This window comes from Marinobacter sp. SBS5 (assembly GCF_048285575.1).
Classification (GTDB): Bacteria; Pseudomonadota; Gammaproteobacteria; order Pseudomonadales; family Oleiphilaceae; genus Marinobacter.
Genome location: NZ_JBLWAZ010000003.1, coordinates 284,653 through 302,953, shown reverse-complemented (window position 1 = coordinate 302,953; position 18,301 = coordinate 284,653). Strand labels below are relative to the sequence as shown.

18 protein-coding genes are annotated in these 18,301 nt (G+C 53.1%); 8 read left to right on the top strand and 10 right to left on the bottom strand.

Annotated features, from left to right (window positions below; all coding sequences use genetic code 11):
- Nucleotides 1-20 precede the first annotated feature (20 nt).
- Nucleotides 21-1,097: a 23S rRNA (cytidine(2498)-2'-O)-methyltransferase RlmM gene (rlmM, locus tag ACNQ6O_RS08490; RefSeq protein ID WP_418052801.1), complete on the top strand. Its 1,077-nt coding sequence runs from the start codon at nt 21-23 to the stop codon at nt 1,095-1,097.
- Nucleotides 1,098-1,102: 5 nt separating this feature from the next.
- Here rlmM and ACNQ6O_RS08485 read toward each other — a convergent pair whose 3' ends face one another.
- A complete protein-coding gene (locus ACNQ6O_RS08485) occupies nt 1,103-1,396 on the bottom strand; it encodes an antibiotic biosynthesis monooxygenase family protein (RefSeq protein ID WP_418052800.1) in 294 nt (97 codons plus the stop codon).
- Between the two features lie 83 nt (nt 1,397-1,479).
- Here ACNQ6O_RS08485 and tusA point away from each other — a divergent pair, with 83 nt between their 5' ends.
- A complete protein-coding gene (gene tusA, locus ACNQ6O_RS08480) occupies nt 1,480-1,722 on the top strand; it encodes a sulfurtransferase TusA (protein ID WP_418052799.1) in 243 nt (80 codons plus the stop codon).
- A 15-nt stretch (nt 1,723-1,737) separates the two neighbouring features.
- Here tusA and dsbD read toward each other — a convergent pair whose 3' ends face one another.
- Nucleotides 1,738-3,618 carry a protein-disulfide reductase DsbD gene (gene dsbD, locus ACNQ6O_RS08475; protein ID WP_418052798.1) on the bottom strand — a complete coding sequence of 627 codons (1,881 nt, stop codon included), beginning with the start codon at nt 3,616-3,618 and terminating at the stop codon, nt 1,738-1,740.
- Here dsbD and ACNQ6O_RS08470 point away from each other — a divergent pair.
- From ACNQ6O_RS08470 to pdxB, 3 genes are read left to right on the top strand one after another with little or no spacing between them, the layout of a single operon-like run.
- Nucleotides 3,617-4,330, top strand: coding sequence for an elongation factor P hydroxylase (locus tag ACNQ6O_RS08470; protein WP_418052797.1), 714 nt, complete (start codon nt 3,617-3,619; stop codon nt 4,328-4,330). The two genes, dsbD and ACNQ6O_RS08470, sit on opposite strands and share 2 nt — an antisense overlap.
- Entirely contained in the window at nt 4,327-5,625 is a 1,299-nt protein-coding gene (locus ACNQ6O_RS08465; RefSeq protein WP_418052796.1) for a DEAD/DEAH box helicase, read from the top strand. Before ACNQ6O_RS08470 ends, ACNQ6O_RS08465 begins: the two co-directional genes overlap by 4 nt.
- Nucleotides 5,626-5,647: 22 nt before the next feature.
- Nucleotides 5,648-6,802, top strand: a complete 1,155-nt coding sequence (gene pdxB / locus ACNQ6O_RS08460) for a 4-phosphoerythronate dehydrogenase PdxB (RefSeq protein WP_418052795.1) — start codon at nt 5,648-5,650, stop codon at nt 6,800-6,802.
- Between the two features lie 69 nt (nt 6,803-6,871).
- Here pdxB and htpX read toward each other — a convergent pair whose 3' ends face one another.
- The 3 genes from htpX to ACNQ6O_RS08445 all read right to left on the bottom strand — a co-directional run bounded on the left by htpX (nt 6,872) and on the right by ACNQ6O_RS08445 (nt 9,546).
- Nucleotides 6,872-7,753: a protease HtpX gene (gene htpX, locus ACNQ6O_RS08455; RefSeq protein ID WP_418052794.1), complete on the bottom strand. Its 882-nt coding sequence runs from the start codon at nt 7,751-7,753 to the stop codon at nt 6,872-6,874.
- A 93-nt stretch (nt 7,754-7,846) separates the two neighbouring features.
- Nucleotides 7,847-8,320, bottom strand: a complete 474-nt coding sequence (locus ACNQ6O_RS08450) for a hypothetical protein (protein ID WP_418052793.1) — start codon at nt 8,318-8,320, stop codon at nt 7,847-7,849.
- 11 nt (nt 8,321-8,331) lie between these two features.
- Nucleotides 8,332-9,546, bottom strand: coding sequence for a pyridoxal phosphate-dependent aminotransferase (locus ACNQ6O_RS08445; RefSeq protein WP_418052792.1), 1,215 nt, complete (start codon nt 9,544-9,546; stop codon nt 8,332-8,334).
- 254 nt (nt 9,547-9,800) lie between these two features.
- Between ACNQ6O_RS08445 and ACNQ6O_RS08440 the strand changes: the two genes are divergently transcribed.
- Together ACNQ6O_RS08440 and ACNQ6O_RS08435 are read left to right on the top strand one after the other, a co-directional pair.
- Nucleotides 9,801-10,286: a glutathione peroxidase gene (locus tag ACNQ6O_RS08440; RefSeq protein WP_418052791.1), complete on the top strand. Its 486-nt coding sequence runs from the start codon at nt 9,801-9,803 to the stop codon at nt 10,284-10,286.
- Complete coding sequence (locus ACNQ6O_RS08435; RefSeq protein WP_418052790.1) at nt 10,264-10,755, top strand: MarR family winged helix-turn-helix transcriptional regulator; 492 nt, start codon at nt 10,264-10,266, stop codon at nt 10,753-10,755. Before ACNQ6O_RS08440 ends, ACNQ6O_RS08435 begins: the two co-directional genes overlap by 23 nt.
- On the opposite strand, the gene ACNQ6O_RS08430 is transcribed toward ACNQ6O_RS08435, so the two are convergent.
- Together ACNQ6O_RS08430 and ACNQ6O_RS08425 are read right to left on the bottom strand one after the other, a co-directional pair.
- Entirely contained in the window at nt 10,706-12,697 is a 1,992-nt protein-coding gene (locus ACNQ6O_RS08430) for an ATP-binding protein (RefSeq protein ID WP_418052789.1), read from the bottom strand. The two genes, ACNQ6O_RS08435 and ACNQ6O_RS08430, sit on opposite strands and share 50 nt — an antisense overlap.
- Before the next feature lie 39 nt (nt 12,698-12,736).
- A complete protein-coding gene (locus tag ACNQ6O_RS08425; RefSeq protein WP_418052788.1) occupies nt 12,737-13,507 on the bottom strand; it encodes a hypothetical protein in 771 nt (256 codons plus the stop codon).
- Between the two features lie 231 nt (nt 13,508-13,738).
- Between ACNQ6O_RS08425 and ACNQ6O_RS08420 the strand changes: the two genes are divergently transcribed.
- Complete coding sequence (locus ACNQ6O_RS08420) at nt 13,739-14,740, top strand: LysR family transcriptional regulator (protein ID WP_418052787.1); 1,002 nt, start codon at nt 13,739-13,741, stop codon at nt 14,738-14,740.
- On the opposite strand, the gene ACNQ6O_RS08415 is transcribed toward ACNQ6O_RS08420, so the two are convergent.
- Genes ACNQ6O_RS08415 through purB form a run of 3 tightly spaced genes read right to left on the bottom strand, consistent with a single transcriptional unit; the run spans nt 14,729 to nt 18,232 of the window.
- A complete protein-coding gene (locus ACNQ6O_RS08415) occupies nt 14,729-15,694 on the bottom strand; it encodes a GNAT family N-acetyltransferase (RefSeq protein WP_418052786.1) in 966 nt (321 codons plus the stop codon). The genes ACNQ6O_RS08420 and ACNQ6O_RS08415 overlap by 12 nt on opposite strands.
- 3 nt (nt 15,695-15,697) lie before the next feature.
- Nucleotides 15,698-16,849, bottom strand: a complete 1,152-nt coding sequence (locus ACNQ6O_RS08410) for a JmjC domain-containing protein (RefSeq protein WP_418052785.1) — start codon at nt 16,847-16,849, stop codon at nt 15,698-15,700.
- A 15-nt stretch (nt 16,850-16,864) separates the two neighbouring features.
- Complete coding sequence (purB, locus tag ACNQ6O_RS08405) at nt 16,865-18,232, bottom strand: adenylosuccinate lyase (RefSeq protein ID WP_418052784.1); 1,368 nt, start codon at nt 18,230-18,232, stop codon at nt 16,865-16,867.
- Nucleotides 18,233-18,301 lie beyond the last annotated feature (69 nt).

The window sequence follows — 18,301 nt, the reverse complement described above, 5'->3', positions numbered from 1 at the left end:
ATTTGATATGTAGGTAAGTAATGCAGCAGGTTATGTTAATTTGCCGGCCGGGTTTTGAATCGGAAGCCGGGCAGGAGCTGATGGATCAGGCCTCAGAAAAGGGCGTTTTTGGTTACTTCCAGCCCGAGCGAAATTCCGGGCAGGTGCGTTTTACGGTCTCAGGCACCGAAACGGCTGAGGTCCTGATGAGCCGGCTCGCGTTGCACGGCTTGGTGTTTACCCGTGATTGGTTTGTTGTTGTTGGCGAGTGCGAGCTACCTGCTAAGGATCGCGTAGGGGCGGTCGTGAGTTTTCTAAGGGAGATTGATTGGCAGGGCGATCGCTGCGCGCGCGTGGAAGTGCGCTTGCCCGAGAATAACGATGACAAGGATCTTGGTAATTTTGCACGAAAGTGGGTTGCGCCTTTGTCCAGAGGGTTGCGCGAAGCTGGCCTGCTAATGGCCGATGCGAAAGCGCCAGCCAGTGCCCGATTGGAAGTGCTGCTGGGTGACTTTGGAGCTGCCATTGTGGGTTATAGCTTGGAGGGCAATCGTTCGCCTTTTCCCGATGGTATTCTTCGATTGCGCTTGCCGGCCTCCGCTCCGAGCCGTTCAGCACTGAAGCTGGAAGAGGCCTGGAAGGTGTTTCTTCCGAGCGAGCGCTGGCTGGAGTATCTCGGGGGAGGCAAAAAAGCCGTAGATCTCGGGGCAGCGCCAGGGGGATGGACCTGGCAATTGGTGCAGCAGGGCATGCTGGTGTCGGCTGTTGATAACGGGCCGATGAATCCGGAACTGATGGCGACCGGGCACGTTGAGCACGTGGTCGCCGATGGCTATAGTTGGCAACCTAAGCGCGCCGTAGACTGGATGGTGTGTGACATCATCGATAAACCCCAACGCACGGCTAAATTGGCCGTAGAGTGGCTTGGTAGCAGGCGTTGCCGCTATGCCGTGTTTAACCTCAAGCTTCCGATGAAGAAGCGTTACGAGGAATGGCTTGTTTGCCGGGATATTATCGTCCGCGGGTTAGAGGAGGCGGGCCTCAATTACACCTTGAAAGCCCGGCACCTGTATCATGATCGAGAAGAGATCACTTGCTTTATTGAACGGTTGGAATAGGGTATTCAGGGCATAGGGCTCTGTTGCAGGATCGTGATGGTTTCATCCTGATCCATCATGGGTACCAACTCAGACATCAGTTCTTTACGTTCTTTGGAGTGGTACCAGCGATCCCAATCAAGTTCGGACCGCCAGTTAGCCAGAGTAATGCGATGGTTGGGGTCCTTGCTGTCGACCAGAGTTTCGCCAGAGATAAAGCCGGGCGTGCTAACCGCCTGCTGGAGCACCTTTCGAGCGCGATCTTCATAAGCGGATTCAAGTGTCTCGGCAATGTGGCGTTCGATTAAAACCCGAATCATGTAAGTCTCCCGTTTTTTTCGTTGCTATAAACAATAATTTAGCACCGAATTCTTAAAATCACGAGAACTAGAGGAAGTCACTCTTGGTGGACCAGAATTTTCACGCAGAATTGGATACGCGAGGGTTGTTCTGCCCGGAGCCGGTGATGATGTTGCACACTCGCATCACCGATGTTGAGGTTGGGCAAGTATTGAAAGTGATTGCGACCGATCCCTCGACCACCCGAGATATCCCGCGTTTTTGTCAGTTTTTGGGGCACGAATTGCTGGAGCATGCTGAGCAGGGTGGCGAGTTTGTTTATCTGATCAAGCGTTGTGATGCCTGATCAGATAAACGGTATTTACCCTTGAGGTGAGGGCAGCTTGTTGAGGTGGGCAAGGAATTGCCGCTTGTTCATTTCACCCAGAATACGTGCTTGGGTTAACTCTTGGCCTGAGCTGCCATAGAACAGGATAGATGGTGGGCCGAAGAGGCCGAGTTCATCCAGAAAAGCCTGTTGGTCTGGTGTGTTATCGGTCATGTCGATCTGTATCAAGGTATAGTTTTTCAGAGCCTGCGTAACTTCTGGCTGATTGAATACGTTGCGCTCCATAACTTTGCAGGAAATGCACCAGTCAGCGTAGAAATCCAGCATCACGGCCTGACCGGATTTCGCCGCCTTGGCTAGCAGGGTACGAATTTCCTCAGGGTTTTCGGTTTGTTGAAAGTTGGCGTGGGCTTGTGTGCTGGCCTGAATCGCCCCTGTTGAGGCCGTAAAGGGAGCCAGCGGGCGAAGTGGATCAGTGGCACCACTGACGGCACCGGCCAGTAACGCCAAACCGTAAGCAAACATGACCAGACCAAGCCCTTTGCGGGTGCGGCCCCAGCCCGCCTTTGCTGCATCGAAAGCACCCAGTTGAACAGCGGTGATGGTGATTAGTAACCCCCATAACGTTAATCCGGCCCAAGCGGGAATGAGTCTTTCGACCAGCCAGATCGCCACTGCCAGCAGCATCACGCCGTAGAAGTGTTTCACTGTCGTCATCCAGCGGCCAGAGGTCGGCAGCAGCTTACGCCCCCCTACGGCGACAAGAATCAATGGCACGCCCATGCCTAATCCGAGGGATAGCAAGGCAACCCCGCCAATGACAGCGTCCTGAGTGGTGGAGATGTACAGCAGACTGCCAGCCAGTGGTGCGGATACGCAGGGTGAAACAACCAGCGCTGAGAGAGCTCCAATGCCGAAAATGCCTAGTACGCGACCGCCAGTCAGTCGGTGGCTGGCATCATTAAGAGGCTCGCGAATAAACCGGGGCAGTTGGATTTCGAACAGGTCGAACATCGAAAGTGCAAACACGACAAACAAGGTGGCAAAAACCCCGAGAACCCAAGGAGATTGAAGTTGCGCCTGAAGATTGAAACTTGCGCCCAATAGGCCTGTGATAACCCCTGCGGCAGCGTAGGTGATGGCCATGCCGAGGACATAGCTTCCAGACAGCAAAAGCGCGTGCGCGGTGGTACGTGTATTCTGCCCCGATACCATACTGGAAATGATTGGCACCATAGGGAGAACGCAAGGGGTAAAGGTCAGCCCCAGGCCGAGTAAAAAGAACAGGCCGGCAATCATCCAGATGGATTTACTGGAAAGAAAGCCAGCGAGCCCACTGGCACTGTTGGTGTCTGTCGTAGCCTTTAGTGCTGCACTATTTGTGGATGATGGTGTGCTGGCTGCAGATTGAGAGTTACCCGAGCCTGGATAATAAAGAACGTCGTGGTTCTGAGGCGGGTAGCATAAGCCGGCTTCAGCGCAGCCTTGAAACGATACTTGCACGTTCGCTTCGGTGGCGCCTTCTGGCAGAGTTATCGGGTAGCGAGCCTCGACGGGGTCAAAGAATACCGTCATTTCACCAAAGAATTCGTCATTTGTCAGAGTGCCGGGCAACGAGAATTGTGGCTTTCCAATGGTGACCCCCTCGGTTAGCGCGGTAACCTTGATCCGGCTTTTATACAAATAGTGTTCAGGGGCGATGTCCCACGACAACACAAGAGCGTTCGCGTCAGAGGTATAGTTAAACGGAAGTGCTTGCTCTACAGGCAGAAAGTCGCTGTTTGAGGTGTTAAAAAAAGAGCTTCCTGCAGCTTGCGCTGTGGCAGTAATAAATAGGCTAAGTAGGGTGAAAACGGTAACAGCGGTCAGCACCTTTAATTGAAGAAGGTGCCGAAATCTTGGGGACACTGTCATGGCTATTTTAATATCCTGTGTCGTCAATGCGTGTAGAGGTTACGTCGGGGGGATTGACCGAGTGCACTGTCAGAAGTTCCCGCTGGCATTGGCTGCTTTAAAGTCGCACAATAGCGAACCAATGAATCACAATCCAGACGATCTTATCATGCTGTTTAATGACCTGTTCCGGGAGAAGTACCGGACTATTCTGGTCAAAGGCAGTGACGAACCAGAATATCTGCCAGCCAGTGAACCTGACGGGTTCGCTCGGGTTGTTTTTGCTCACGGTTTTTTTGCCAGCGCGTTGCACGAAATTTCGCATTGGTGCCTGGCCGGAGAGCACCGCCGTACATTACACGACTATGGTTACTGGTATTGCCCCGATGGGCGTACGCCCGAACAACAGCAAGCGTTCGAGAGCGTCGAGATCAAGCCGCAAGCGATTGAATGGCTGTTTTCTCTGGCCGCCGGATCACGTTTTCACATCAGCGTAGATAACTTGGCAGGTAATGGGGCAGCCAACGAACAGGCTTTTCGTTTCAACGTGCATAAACAGGCGACCCATTATCTTGAACATGGTTTGCCTGAACGAGCGCAAGCATTCTTTGAAACACTCAGACATTTCTACAAGACTTCAGCCCGTTTTGCGGAGAGCTGGAACCTCGATCGGGTTCGCATCGCACCAGCGGGTATGGAATACGATCAAACAAGGACAACTGAGATTTTATGACCACTGATACAAAAGACACCAGTAAATTGCGCTTTAGTGATTTAAACCTAGATCAGCGATTGCTCGATGCCATCAGTAAAATCGGCTTCGAATATTGCACTCCGATCCAGGCAGAAACGCTGCCATGGACTCTGGCATGTGAAGACCTGATCGGTCAGGCTCAAACGGGTACCGGTAAAACTGCAGCATTTTTGATTACGGCCATTCAGACGCTTCTGGAAACACCGGTAAAAGAAGGGGACCGATTCGCCTCTGAGCCACGGGTTCTGGCGCTGGCGCCTACCCGCGAATTGGCTATGCAGATTGCCAAAGATGCTGAGCACCTTTGCCAGTACACCGGCCATAATGTGGTCACCGTAGTGGGCGGCATGAATTACGACAAGCAGCGGGAGCAGCTGCAAAATGAGGTGGTTGATATTCTGGTGGCGACACCGGGCCGCTTGATCGATTTTCTCGGCTCTCAGGACGTATTCCTTGATCAGCTGGATATCCTGATTCTGGATGAAGCTGATCGTATGTTGGATATGGGCTTCATCCCGGATGTGAAACGTATCATCCGCAAGTGTACGCCCAAGGAAGAACGCCAAACCTTGTTGTTCAGCGCCACCTTTAATCAGGATGTCTTAAATCTGGCGTCCATGTGGACTCAGAACGCTGAATTCGTTGAGATTGAGCCTGAGCAGAAAACCGCTGAACGGGTAGAGCAGACCGTTTACCTGATTTCGGATGAAGACAAGCTTCCTGTACTGGTGAACTATCTCAAACGACCGGAAGTGGAAAAGGCCATTGTTTTTGCCAACCGTCGTGATCAGTGCCGGGATCTTGAAGAGGATCTCAAGAATCAGGGCGTTAAAGTGTCGCTGATGTCGGGTGAAATTGCGCAGAACAAGCGCCTGAAAACCCTTGACCAGTTCAAGAAAGGTGAAATTCAGGTACTGGTTGCAACCGACGTGGCTGGCCGTGGTATTCACGTCAATGGCGTAACCCACGTATTTAACTACAACCTGCCAGAAAATGCTGAAGACTATGTCCACCGGATCGGGCGTACGGGCCGTGCTGGTAAGACAGGCGTTTCCATCAGTTTTGCCGGTGAAGACGATTCCTATGCATTGCCGTCAATCGAAACCTACATCAGCCAGAAACTGAAAACAGCCGTGCCCGAAGAGGATCTGATGGTTGCGATGGAGAATCCTCCAATCACCCGTAAGCGCGGTGGACGCAGGCCTCAGGGTAACCGCAGTGGTGGTGCTCGTAATACCGGTGGGCGCAGTCCTCAACGTTCGCGCCGCAACTGATTGGCGTTTTAAGGAGCTGGTTATGTTGATCGTTGCTGATGAGAATATTCCGTTACTGGATTCGTTTTTCGGAGATATTGGCGAGATCCGCCGGGTAAAGGGCCGCGGTTTGACGCGTCATGAGGTGGAAGACGCGGATGTCCTGCTGGTTCGTTCGGTTACTCGGGTGAATCGGGAGCTGCTGGAAGGAACTCGCGTCCGGTTTGTGGGCACGGCAACGATTGGTACCGATCACGTGGATGTTGAGTGGCTCAAGGAGCAAGGTATCGGTTTTTCGGCTGCTCCGGGCTGCAATGCGAGAAGCGTGGCAGAGTATGTTCTGGCTGTTATCTCACTGTTTGCTGATCAACGAGACTTGTGCGATTGGTCAGATCTGAGTGTCGGCATTGTTGGGGCCGGCAATGTTGGTAGTGAACTTGCCCGAATGTTGGAGCGTCTGGATTTCGAGGTCAAACTATGCGATCCGCCTCGGCAGGATGCCGAACCAGAGAACGCCGAAACGTTTGTGAGCTTGTCGGAAGTGCTTGCCTGTGATGTGGTTACCTTTCACACGCCTTTGACTCGTAGCGGCGATCATCCAACTCATCATATGGTGTCCGGCCAACAGCTTGCGGAACTGAGCTCTGAACAGCTGCTAATTAACGCAGGGCGAGGCGAGGTTGTTGATGGTGCGGCTCTGTTGCGCCGGCTCGATCAGCCTGATGCCCCCGTTGTTGCGCTGGATGTTTGGGAACAGGAACCCGCAATCGACCCAGGCCTGGTCGATAAAGTGTGGCTGGCTACGCCGCACATTGCCGGTTATAGCCTGGAAGGAAAGATGCAAGGTACAGAGATGGTCTATCAGGTTCTTTGCCGTTATCTCGGGCTGCCAATACGTAAAAAAGCTGGGCAGTTTTTGCCTGAGCCTGCGCTCAGCAAAATGTCGTTTACCCGCAATGCTGTTGAAGATGAAGCGCTGCGTCTGGCACTCAGTGCCTGTTATGACCCAAGGAAAGATGACCTTCGCTTGAGGCGGGTGATGAAACGGGCAGAGGGCGAACGTGCCGAGGCCTTTGATCGCTTGCGCCGGGACTATCCGGTACGCCGGGAATGCTCCAGCCTGAAAATTCAGCTCAAAGGCAGTAGCAAGTCTCTTCAGGATCGATTCAGAGCGATTGGTTTCAAGCTCAAAATCTGACCGGGAATCTCATCTACAAACAAAAAGGGGCGCTGATGCGCCCCTTTTTGTTTGTCTGCTCTGTGCCCGTTAAAGGCCGGATTTTTGAAGTGCAGCAATCCGGTCTTCCAGCGGTGGGTGGGTCATGAACAGCGCGGCCAGGCCCGAGCGGGAGCCACGGTTGATCCCGAAGGCTTGTAGAGTATCTGGCATTTGATCTGGCACTTCGCTTTCCTGTTTCAGACGCGCCAGGGCGTTGATCATGGCGCCGCGACCTGCCAACTGCGCACCCGCGATATCGGCTCGGAACTCCCGGCGGCGAGAGAACCAGAACACGATGGTGCTGGCCAGAATGCCCAGAACAATCTCGGCGACGATGCTCACCACGAAAAAGCCGATGCCGTGGCCGTTTTCATTTTTGAAGACAACTCGGTCAACAAGCGACCCGATTACCCGGGAGGCGAAAATCACAAAGGTGTTCACAACGCCTTGAATCAAAGACAGTGTCACCATGTCCCCGTTTGCCACATGGCCAATCTCATGGCCCAGTACGGCGCGTATCTCATCTTGGTTAAACCGGTGAAGCAGGCCTTCGCTCACTGCAACCAGCGCGTTGTTCTTGTTCCACCCAGTGGCAAAAGCATTGGATTGGGAGGCAGGGAAAATCGCCACTTCCGGCATACCTATGCCCGCCTTCTGTGCAAGCACCGCTACCGTTTCCACCAACCAGCGTTCTGCGGGTGTGCGGGGCGATTCAATAACTCGGGCTTTGGTGCTCCACTTAGCCATGGGCTTGGAAATAAGCAGGGAGATAAAGGAACCCGCAAAGCCAAACACTGCAGCGAAGATCAACAGAGAGCTGTAGTTAATGCCTTGATGGGCAAGATAGCTATCTACCCCAAGGAGGCGCAGAGTAAAGCTGGCTACCAGTATGACGGCCAGGTTAGTGGCCAGAAACAACAAAATGCGCATAGATTTTTCCTGTTTAAGAGTACGCCAAACGTCGTTTTCTATCTGACTGTTATATGTGGTTTGGGTTCACGTCTTCAAGCGTTGGCTTGCTATTTAATGAACCGTCTCAAGGTCGCGATCCAGGAAGAAGGTGGATTGCACGATCAGACTTATCTGACTGGAGCTACCACTCTTAAGAGCGGTGCGCAGAAGGTGTATGTAAGTCGATCTGTCTCGTTTGACGGACGTTGGCAGGACGGGCTGGGTGGCGCTGGAGTCAAACCTGTTGGTTAACGCTTGGGGGGCGGGCGCGCTCAGGCGAGTGAAGGCGCTCCGTGATAAAACCGCTTGATCGAGAGCTTCCTGCCGGATGGTGTCAACGTAGCGCAAGAAACCTTCTTCAGACAACCAGAGCAAAGCGCCGAAGCAGGCCATGTGTCGTTTGCTGTGCAGCCCGAAATCATCAGGGTCGTCTGGCCCGGCAATATCTTCTACGAACAGGCTAATGCGCCGTGGAAATGCGGCGTACAGCTGGACCAACGCAATGGCAACGTCCTTATAAAACTCTTCCACATGAATGTCGGCCATGCTCGCTCCGATTACTGGCGGTAGTGTTCCAGAAAATTGCCCAACCGGCCCATGGCATCTTCCAGCGCTTCTTTACGAGGCAGAAATACCACCCTTAAATGCTGGTGGTCGTCGATGTTGAACGCCGAGCCTTGTACCAAAAGAATCTTTTCCTGCAGTAGCAGGTCCAGAACGAGTTTTTCATCGTTGTGGATCGGGAAATGTTTCGGGTCCAGCTTCGGGAACAGGTACAGCGCGCCCTGAGGCTTAACGCAGCTGACGCCAGGAATATCGTTCAGCATGCGCCATGCAGTATCCCGCTGTTCGAACAAACGACCGCCAGGGGCGACTAGGTCGTTGATCGACTGATAGCCTCCTAAAGCGGTTTGAATGCCGAGCTGTGCTGGCACGTTTGCGCATAAGCGCATATTGGAAAGCATCTCTATGCCTTCGATCAGGTCTTTGGCGCGATGTTTGGCACCGCTGATGATCATCCAGCCAGCCCGGTAGCCAGCGGCCCGGTAGTTTTTGGACAAACCGTTGTAGGTGAAGAATAGAACGTCTTCAGCTAAGGACGCGGTGGATGTATGCACGGTTCCGTCATAGAGAATCTTGTCGTAGATCTCGTCGGACAGCACGATCAGGTTGTGCTTTCTGGCCAACTCGATCACTTGGTGTAACAGCTCGACGGAGTAGACGGCGCCAGTCGGGTTGTTCGGATTGATCAATACAATCGCTTTAGTTCGCGGGGTGATCTTCTTTTTAATGTCGTCGATGTCCGGGAACCAGTTCTGCTGTTCATCGCAGCGATAATGCACGGGTTTGCCGCTTGAGAGGGTGACAGCGGCTGTCCATAGTGGATAGTCTGGGGCAGGGATGAGAACCTCGTCACCGGTATTGAGTAGGGCCTGCATGGACATGACGATCAGCTCGCTGACGCCATTGCCCAGATAAATGTCGTCAATGTCCACTTTGGCAATGCCGCGCTGCTGGCAGTAATGCATAACCGCTTTGCGGGCCGAGAACAGGCCTTTCGACTCCACGTAGCCCTGTGCTTGCGGCATGTTGTAAATCACGTCTTGCTGAATCTCTTCCGGGACATCCAGTTCAAATGTTGCCGGGTTTCCGATGTTCAGCTTAAGTACCCGATGGCCTTCTTCTTCCAGTCTGCGCGCCTCCCGTAGAACTACGCCGCGGATTTCGTAACATACATTGTCGAGCTTGGCGGATTTGGAGTAGTTATGCATGGCGTGCAAAGGTCCTTAACAAACGGTCTGGAAGAGTTATCCGAGATAACACAAGCCCACTATTCTAGCGGAGTGAGGGGCTCAGGTAACAGGGGCAAATGTGTTGAATTGTGGCGAATCGAGGCGAGTTTGCGATCGGATATTGAAGTGAATGCTGGAAAGTGTGATTTCCGTTCTCGCCGCTGTTGTGGTTTTTTGCAATTAAATTGTGCACAATCTAATTTCGATTGCATAGTGATTAAGGAGCGAAGGATATGGCGAACGAATCTATTTATGATTTCAGTGCCAAGGATGTGAAAGGCAACGACGTTGCGATGGCAGATTACAAAGGCAAAGTGCTTTTGATCGTGAATACGGCATCCAAATGCGGTTTTACGCCCCAATTTGAAGGGCTTCAGGCGCTGCACAGCGAATTGGGCGCCAAAGGCTTTGAGGTACTGGGTTTCCCTTGTAACCAGTTTATGAATCAGGACCCGGGCAGCGATGAGTCAATTACCGAGTTCTGCTCGTTGAATTATGGCGTGGATTTTCCCATGTTCGCGAAAATTGAAGTGAATGGCGACACTGCGCACCCGCTCTATCGTTTCCTGAAAAAAGAAGCGAAAGGTTTGATGGGCAGTGAGAAAGTGAAATGGAATTTCACCAAATTTTTGGTCGATAAAAACGGTCAGGTGGTGCGCCGCTATGCGCCAACGGTAAAGCCTGCGGATATTCGGAATGACATCGAAAAGTTGCTCTGATCAGCCTTGTTCTGATCAGTTGCTGGCGCTGGATAATCAGCTGTGTTTTGCGCTTTACGCCGCAAATCGGGCGGTTACAGCCCGTTACCGTCCGTTGTTGAAAGAGCTGGGCCTGACCTATCCCCAGTATCTGGTGATGTTGGTTCTTTGGCAGCAGGATCAAAGTGACCAGTCGCCTAAAGTGTCGGAACTTGGGCAGCGTTTGCGGCTTGATTCCGGTACTTTGACGCCCCTGTTGAAGAGGCTGGAAGAGCGCTCGCTGATAAACCGTACTCGAGGTACGAAAGATGAGCGTGTGGTCCGAGTCGGCCTGACACACGCAGGGCGTCGCTTGCGCGTTAAGGCGGTGTCAGTGCCGGAACGACTAATGTGTGATCTCAATGTTGATCCGGCACGAATAGCTTCGTTGCGAGGAGAGCTCAGGAATCTTCTTGGGATTCTGGAGAGGGTGGGGCCCAGCGACCAATAGCGGTTTTAAGCTCTTCGCGATTATAGGGTTTGGTAATGTAGTCATCCATGCCGGAGGCAAAGCACTCTTCTTTGTCTCCCTGCATCACGTTGGCGGTCACCGCAATCACTGGCAGGTTTTTCCAGAGAGGGTTACGCCGGATTGCGCGAGTAGCTTCGTAGCCATCCATTACCGGCATCTGGCAATCCATGAGCACCAAGTCATAGCTCTCGCGATTGAGTGCTTCTAGGGCTCGTTGGCCGTTTTCCGCATTATCCACCTTGTGCCCCAGTCGCCTGAGAATTGCGCTCGCCACGAGCTGGTTTACGTGATTGTCCTCCACCAAAAGAATTTTCATCAATGGCATCGGATCGGTAGATACGTCCTCTGCAAGCGCGATTTCCTGAACCGGTTCATTGTGAATCGGTAGCGGCAGCGTAACCGTAAAGTGCGTGCCTTTCCCGGGAGTGGAATCCACCTCGATTCTGCCGTTCATGCGGTCAACCAACTGTCGGCACAGCGTCAAGCCGAGCCCGGTGCCGCCGTAGAGGCGGGTTGTATCCGAATCGGCTTGTGAGAAAGGTGAAAAAATCTTGTGCAGGCCTTCTCGCGACATCCCAATGCCAGTATCGATGACTTCGATGCGAAGCTGCCCGGACGAATAACTGGCCCGGACCGTGACCTTGCCGTGATCCGTGAATTTGATGGCGTTACTCAACAAGTTGTTGAGGATTTGGCGGCTTCGCGTTGGATCGCCCAGAAAGTATTCCGGCAAGTCGACATCGATCTCGTTGAGCAGGGCAATGCGTTTACGCCGGGCCTGTTGTCCGTGCAGAGCAATGCATTCGCTGATCAAGTCTCTTGCGGAAAAGGGGATAATTTCTAGGCTCAGCTTTCCCGCTTCGACTTTGGATATATCAAGGATGTCATTAAGGAGATCGAGCAGGTTTTCACCTGCTTTTGACGCAATTTCTATGCGGCTTTTTTGCCGAGGATCGTTTTCGTCTTCCACGGCGAGCCCAAGCATACCGAGCATTCCGTTTAGCGGGGTGCGTATTTCGTGGCTCATGCTGGCCAGGAAATTAGCCCGGGCACGGGCCCTTCGCACGGCGTCTTCTTTCGCTTTAACAAGAGCTCGGTTGCCGCGCTGCAGTGCGCTGTTCTTCTCGGAAATCTCACGGGTTCGTGCTTCGACTTCATGCTCCAGCTGAGTCGAATAGTTCTTCATGGTGCGCTCTGCGGATCGGAGCTTTGCAACACTGATCTCCATGTTTTGTAGGTGATCGTTGATGATCCCAACCATCGCGCCGATCTCGTCGTTTTTATGGTTCTCAGGGATGGGGAGGCGTACTTTCTCCGGAGAACTGTCGTTGGCCTGCCCCAAGGCATTGATCAGGCCGATCATGGGACGGGTTAACACGACGTAAAAAATAGCTAGAAGCGCCAGCGTTAAAACCAGGCTTTTCAGCAGGCCAATCAGTAGCGTATTGCTCGCACGTTTCAGAAATTGTAGGCCGTAATGATAAGTGTCGATGGTCAGCACCAGGCGGCCGAGTGATAGCTCTCTGAGCTGAGGCACCTGCAAGGTTTCGGCAAACGTGCGGCTTTGCCCGAATAGCGAATCGCTGATCCACCGGTAGGGTGAGCTTGCGCTGGGTGTGCTGGAGGCTGCCATAGTTTTATGGTCGCTATCAATGATTCGGGCGTCGATAGTGGCGGGGTGAAGTAACAATCCGTCCAGCAATTCTTCGGCTAGGCGAACATCTATGTTGTAGGCGATCTGTGAAGCAGGGCTGCGGCTAATTTCGAGTAACGCGTGGACTTCCTGATCCATCGCCTCTTGGGCGTTAAAATAGTCCAAGGTTATTTGAATCAGGTTCAGTAGCAGCCCTAATGTCATGGCTGCCAGAACGGTGTCCCGGGTTAAGCGATACGAAAGCCGTTGCTTGGACCTGTCAAACACGGTGAGAGGTGATCCTTATTTTGCGTTCTAGGCTTCGGGTTAATCGTCGAAGTCTTTCCGTTTTTTCCAGGACTCTTCATCCTGCAACATGTGGTCCCATTCCTGATCGAGTTTTGTGCCGTGCTCAGCGACGGGGTTATCGTCGTGCAGGCTTGCCTCGAGCTCTTTGATGCGCGTTCTGAAACTTTTGACCGCCTTCAGTGCCAGCGGATTGTCCTTCGATTTGACCATTTCCATACTGGCAGAGTGGTAGGCGTGAATGGCTTTGCGAATTTCATTCTGGCGGATGTAGTCCCGAGCTTGGAATACGTGCAGGTCGGCGTGGGTTTTGTGGATCAAAAACAGGACATATTTAAGGTTTTGTTTAGCCGTGGGGGAATCAATCCGCCCACTTTTATGCATGCTTTCAATCAGCTTGAAGAGGTTGTTCAAGTGTTCTTTGACTTGCTCGGATTTCTCAGGCGAATCGATTTTAACCGGTGGATGATTGTCCGTTTTAGCAACCACTTGTTGTCGCGTTTGTTTGACGGCGTTAAGCCATTGATCAACCGGTTTGTCGGATTTCAGCGTGACCAGGTTTTTGCACGCGTCTTCCATCTGTTTAAGCAGAATAAGTTTGAGCCCGGAATTCAGGTATTGTCCCGGAATTTCTGTGAGAAGCCGGGAGGCTCGGTTGTAGCTATCTTGTTGACCCCGGATTTTGCGCATGCGCTCAATGCGAGCCTTCTCTCGCATCTGGCTAATCACGATGATCACCAGAGATAGGGCAACGATGGCCGCAAGGATGATTACGATAGTGGTTGCGTCCATGTTTTGCGTGTGGCTCCAAATAAAGTTTGGCGGCAGCGGCAGTGCGTGGGGATGCCAACGAATATTGCGATATAACAGTCTGAAAGACTAGCAGAAATCTTTTGATTCGTCCGCCCGATGATGAGACTGTTGATTGATGTATAGATTTAATGAATTTTGATAACGCGGTATATTGTTTGAATGAATGATCGTCGTTTTCGCATTCTGGCTTCCTGATCTCGAGGTGTCTTGATGGATATTTCCCGTGTGGATCTTAATTTGTTGGTGTACCTCGATGTATTGCTGCGGGAGCGGAATGTGACCAAAGCAGCAAACCATCTGGGAATCACTCAGCCGGCCATGAGTAATGGCTTGCGGCGGCTTCGGGATCTTTTTGGTGATCCGATTCTGGTGCGCACCAGCGAGGGGATGACAGCCACCGAACGAGCGCAAGAGTTGCAGCCATTGGTGCGATCGATTCTTTCTAACATCGAGCAAGCTGTTCAGGAGAAAACGCCGTTCGCTGCGGAGAATAGTCAGCGGGTGTTTAGGATCATGGCCAGTGACTATGCGGAATCCTGTCTCATGCCCCGGGTGTTGCGACGCATTCGACAAGAAGCACCGCACGTCACGTTGGACGTTCTGACTCCGAGCGATGTCAGCTTCCTGGACGTGGAGCAAGGCCGTTTGGATATGGCCATCAACCGCTTTGACAAGATTCCGCAATCGTTCCACCAGAAAACGCTCTGGACGGAATACTTCGCGTGCTTAATGAATGCTCATAACCCGATTTTAGTAGAGCCGTTCACTTTGGACACCTATTTGGATGCCAGCCATATTTGGGTGAGTAAAACGGGCTTTGGAGTGGGGGTAGGGGTTAACCCAAAGGATGTGCAGCGTTTGGGTTGGGTTGATGAAGCTTTGGGGTTGATGGGCCGCAAACGCCAGATTTCGGTGTTCACTCGGCACTACCAGGTAGCCATGTTGTTGGCCGAACAGCACGACTTGATAGCCACCTTGCCTTCACGAGCGGCTTGGCTTCAGAAGGATAACCCGAATCTTGTGGTGAAGGTTCCACCGTTTGAAATCCCGCCGTTTGAACTCAAAATGGCGTGGAGCCCTTTGCTGCAGCACAACTCGGATCATCAGTGGCTGAGAAAGCTGATTGCGGAAGTGGCCGAAGAGGTGGATGACGAATTTGCACCTTTCGGGGCTCAGTTTGAATCGCCGCAGGCGTCGGGGTCAGATCGGTAGTTCTCGTAATTCCAGTGAGGGTTGGGCCGTTTCCCACATGCGCTGAAAGACTTCTTCTTTAAGCTTTAACCGCCGACCGGCAGTAAAGTTGGCAAACCCTTCTGGTTTGTTGAAGTCGTGTCGGCAGAGTAGCCCGTCGCGATCGACCACGATGAATGGTTGGTCTTCCTGCGGATAATCTTCGTTGATAATCCGGAGTTCGATACGGCTGGGTAAACGGCGCATCAGTTCGATCAGGCGGTGGCGTTTTTGCACCAAGGGCTTGTCGTCGTGAATCAGAAGGCGGACTTCACTGAGCCGATGCTGGCGGGCGACGGCAGAGATTAGCTCACGCAGCTGATGGCGATCATATCGATTGTGATCCAGCATGCGATCATAAACCCAAAGACGCTGTCTTGCCTGACCCGCTAAAGAGTCCATCAATTCCAGAAGGCTACGCTCTTGATCGAACAGCCAGCTCTCGGTGTCTGCCCCGAGGATCAGAGGCTGTGCGCGATGACCAAGTGCACCGTGAGCGAGTGCAGGGGCCAGGCATCGCATATCCAGATGGGGGATGCCTGCGTCTTCGTAGAGCGATGAGCAGACATGAAAGCCGCAGCGCTGGTAAAAGCCTATTGCGTGTTGTTGGGCCGAGAGCTTGAGCTCCTGATAACGGCCCGCAGACTCTTTTAGCAGGTGATGTATGAGTGCTTCGCCAATGCCGCGTCCGCGAAATTCCGGGAGCACAGCCATGCGCCCGATGTAGCCGGTTTCTTCCAACGCTGAAAAGAGTCGAGCGGTGGCAATGGGTTGGTTGTTTTCGTCGACGGCTAAGTAGTGATCGGCGATCTCATCCGTGTCATCCCACTCCAGCTCCGGCGGCACATTTTGTTCATCGATAAACACCCGCTGGCGTATATCTCGAATGGAGCTCGGTGCCAGTTGCCAGCTGTACTTGCGGAATCTTGGAGTCATTGCTTACTCGAAGTAAACGGAGCCTTGGTTGTAAAGCGTTGTTAGCAGTCCAACTAGGGCTTCATCGTCGGCATAGGCCGCCAACTTTGTTTGATCGATTAGGGCGCCTGCACACAGGAGTGGTGCGATCGGCTGCGCATCCCCTTTGAGCAGATATTGTTCCCCATCAACGAACAGGGCGGTTTCGCCTTCTAGTTCGTGGTACGCAAAACGAGACCCTTCGTTCCAGCGCAGTTGTTCGCCAGCCTGAATGGCTGCAGCCAAGTCTTCGGGCGTCGCGGGCTCTTCTGCCGGCACGACGATGTCGAGGCTTTTCGGTGCGGTGGTGTACTGGCCAAACCACAGGGCAAGTTTGCGCCGGTCACTGATCTGTTCGCGAATCACTTGGTCCAAGCGGTCAATCACTTCCGGTGCAATGGTGCCGGGGTTGTCCTGAATCTTTAGGTCAGGATCGCCCAAATGCTCAGCCGCTTTTTCCTGATTGCACAGGAAGTCAGTGAAGCCCGTCAGCAAGTCGTCAATGGTGGGCGCACGGAAGCCGATCGACAGGGTGATGCAGTCATCTTCTGCAACACCGTGATGGCCGACTCCGGGCGGCAGGTACAGCATGTCGCCCGGTGCTAGTGTGACGGTTTCTTCGCCGTCCCAGCTGCTGAGTATCCGCAGTGGGGTGCCATCCACTCTGGGTGAAGTGTGGTCGCAGTGGCCACCAAAGGTCCAGCGCCGATGGCCTTCTGCCTGCAGCAGGAAAACATCGTACTGGTCGTAGTGAGGCCCTACGCTGCCGCCCTTGGGGGCGTAGCTGGCCATGATGTCATCCAGTCGCCAGTTCGGGACGAAGCGGAACGCTTCCAATAGATCGGACATTTCCGGAACCCAGTGGTCCAAACCTTGAATCAACAGGGTCCAGTCATGCTCGGGCAAGGTGCTGAAACGTTCCGGTGTGAACGGGCCGTTGTGGAGCTGCCAAGGCTTGCCCGCGTCATTTTCAATAACGATACGGGACTCTACTGTTTCTTCGCAGGCTAAACCGGCCAGCTCATCCGGGCTGACCGGGCACTGGAAACCGGGGAAAGCCTGACGGATGACAAGCGGTTTCTTCTGCCAGTAATCGCGCAGAAATTCAGAGGCTGTCAGTCCGCCAAGCATATCCATGGTACTGCTCCAGATTTAGATGTTGCCGGCTTGTTCGACGGCGTTACCAATGTAGGATTCCGGTGTCAGGGCGCGCAGCTCTGCTTTGGCTTCCTCCGGAATCTCTAATGTTTCCACGAAATTCTGGATCACTTCCGCCGACATGGTTTTGCCGCGGGTCAGATCCTTGAGCTTTTCGTAGGGCTTTTCAATGTTGTAACGACGCATGACGGTCTGGATAGGTTCAGCCAGAACTTCCCACGCGTTGTCAAGGTCTTCGCCCAATCGAACCGGGTTGATTTCCAGCTTGCCCAAACCTTTCAGTGTGGCTTCATATGCGATCAAGCTGTGCGCAAAACCAACGCCCAGGTTTCGCAGCACGGTCGAGTCGGTCAGGTCGCGCTGCCAGCGGGAAATCGGCAGTTTGGCGGACAAGTGACCGAAGATCGCGTTCGCGATGCCCAAGTTGCCTTCGGAGTTTTCGAAGTCGATCGGGTTGACCTTGTGGGGCATGGTGGATGAACCGATCTCGCCCGCTACGGTTTTCTGCTTGAAGTAACCCAGTGAGATGTAACCCCAGATATCACGATCCAGATCGATCAGGATGGTGTTGAAGCGAGCGATGGCATCGTAAAGTTCTGCGATATAATCGTGGGGTTCAATCTGCGTGGTGTACGGGTTCCAGTCGAGGCCGAGGCGTTCGATGAATTCTTTGGCGTTGGTTGCCCAGTCTACTTGTGGGTAGGCTGACAAGTGCGCGTTGTAGTTGCCGACGGCACCGTTGATCTTGCCCAGCAATTCCACAGACTTGATCTGCTTAAGCTGGCGGCGCAGGCGGTAAACCACGTTGGCCAGTTCTTTACCGACCGTAGTAGGGGAGGCGGTTTGGCCATGAGTACGGGACAGCATGGGCTGTTCGGCATGTTCTTTCGACAGCTCGGCCAGTTTGTTTACGACTTTTTCCATACCCGGCAGCAAGCCGTGATCCAGACCTTCGCGCAGCATCAGCGCGTGAGACAGGTTGTTGATGTCTTCAGATGTACAGGCGAAGTGCACAAACTCGGTGACTGCGTGCAGCTCGGGAACCCCGGCAATCTTTTCTTTGATGAGGTATTCAACCGCTTTCACGTCGTGGTTGGTCGTGCGTTCGATTTCTTTGATGCGTTCAGCATCAGCCAGGCTGAATTCGCTGACCATCTTGTCCAGAAACGCATTGGCTTCTGCTGAGAAAGCCGGTACTTCGGTAATGGCCGGGTGCTCGGCCAGTTTCTGCAACCAGCGGATCTCGACGGTTACCCGGTTACGGATCAGGCCGTATTCACTGAAGATGCTGCGAAATACGCTGACTTTGCTGCCGTAGCGTCCATCGACCGGAGATATGGCGGTCAGGGCGGTGAGTTCCATCGAAAACCTCTCAGTTCATCAAAGAATCGGATAATAAAATTAGGGCGTCTATGATACACCAGCGCGCGC

Bases quoted from the DNA above. Each gene is read 5' to 3' on its own strand.
- dsbD (WP_418052798.1), bottom strand. From the start codon at position 3,618: ATGACAGTGTCCCCAAGATTTCGGCACCTTCTTCAATTAAAGGTGCTG.
- ACNQ6O_RS08410 (WP_418052785.1), bottom strand. From the start codon at position 16,849: ATGGATATGCTTGGCGGACTGACAGCCTCTGAATTTCTGCGCGATTAC.
- pdxB (WP_418052795.1), top strand. From the start codon at position 5,648: ATGTTGATCGTTGCTGATGAGAATATTCCGTTACTGGATTCGTTTTTC.
- ACNQ6O_RS08415 (WP_418052786.1), bottom strand. From the start codon at position 15,694: ATGACTCCAAGATTCCGCAAGTACAGCTGGCAACTGGCACCGAGCTCC.
- purB (WP_418052784.1), bottom strand. From the start codon at position 18,232: ATGGAACTCACCGCCCTGACCGCCATATCTCCGGTCGATGGACGCTAC.
- ACNQ6O_RS08435 (WP_418052790.1), top strand. From the start codon at position 10,264: ATGACATCGAAAAGTTGCTCTGATCAGCCTTGTTCTGATCAGTTGCTG.
- ACNQ6O_RS08465 (WP_418052796.1), top strand. From the start codon at position 4,327: ATGACCACTGATACAAAAGACACCAGTAAATTGCGCTTTAGTGATTTA.
- ACNQ6O_RS08450 (WP_418052793.1), bottom strand. From the start codon at position 8,320: ATGGCCGACATTCATGTGGAAGAGTTTTATAAGGACGTTGCCATTGCG.
- ACNQ6O_RS08420 (WP_418052787.1), top strand. From the start codon at position 13,739: ATGGATATTTCCCGTGTGGATCTTAATTTGTTGGTGTACCTCGATGTA.
- ACNQ6O_RS08445 (WP_418052792.1), bottom strand. From the start codon at position 9,546: ATGCATAACTACTCCAAATCCGCCAAGCTCGACAATGTATGTTACGAA.
- ACNQ6O_RS08440 (WP_418052791.1), top strand. From the start codon at position 9,801: ATGGCGAACGAATCTATTTATGATTTCAGTGCCAAGGATGTGAAAGGC.
- htpX (WP_418052794.1), bottom strand. From the start codon at position 7,753: ATGCGCATTTTGTTGTTTCTGGCCACTAACCTGGCCGTCATACTGGTA.
- ACNQ6O_RS08485 (WP_418052800.1), bottom strand. From the start codon at position 1,396: ATGATTCGGGTTTTAATCGAACGCCACATTGCCGAGACACTTGAATCC.
- rlmM (WP_418052801.1), top strand. From the start codon at position 21: ATGCAGCAGGTTATGTTAATTTGCCGGCCGGGTTTTGAATCGGAAGCC.
- ACNQ6O_RS08425 (WP_418052788.1), bottom strand. From the start codon at position 13,507: ATGGACGCAACCACTATCGTAATCATCCTTGCGGCCATCGTTGCCCTA.
- ACNQ6O_RS08470 (WP_418052797.1), top strand. From the start codon at position 3,617: ATGGCTATTTTAATATCCTGTGTCGTCAATGCGTGTAGAGGTTACGTC.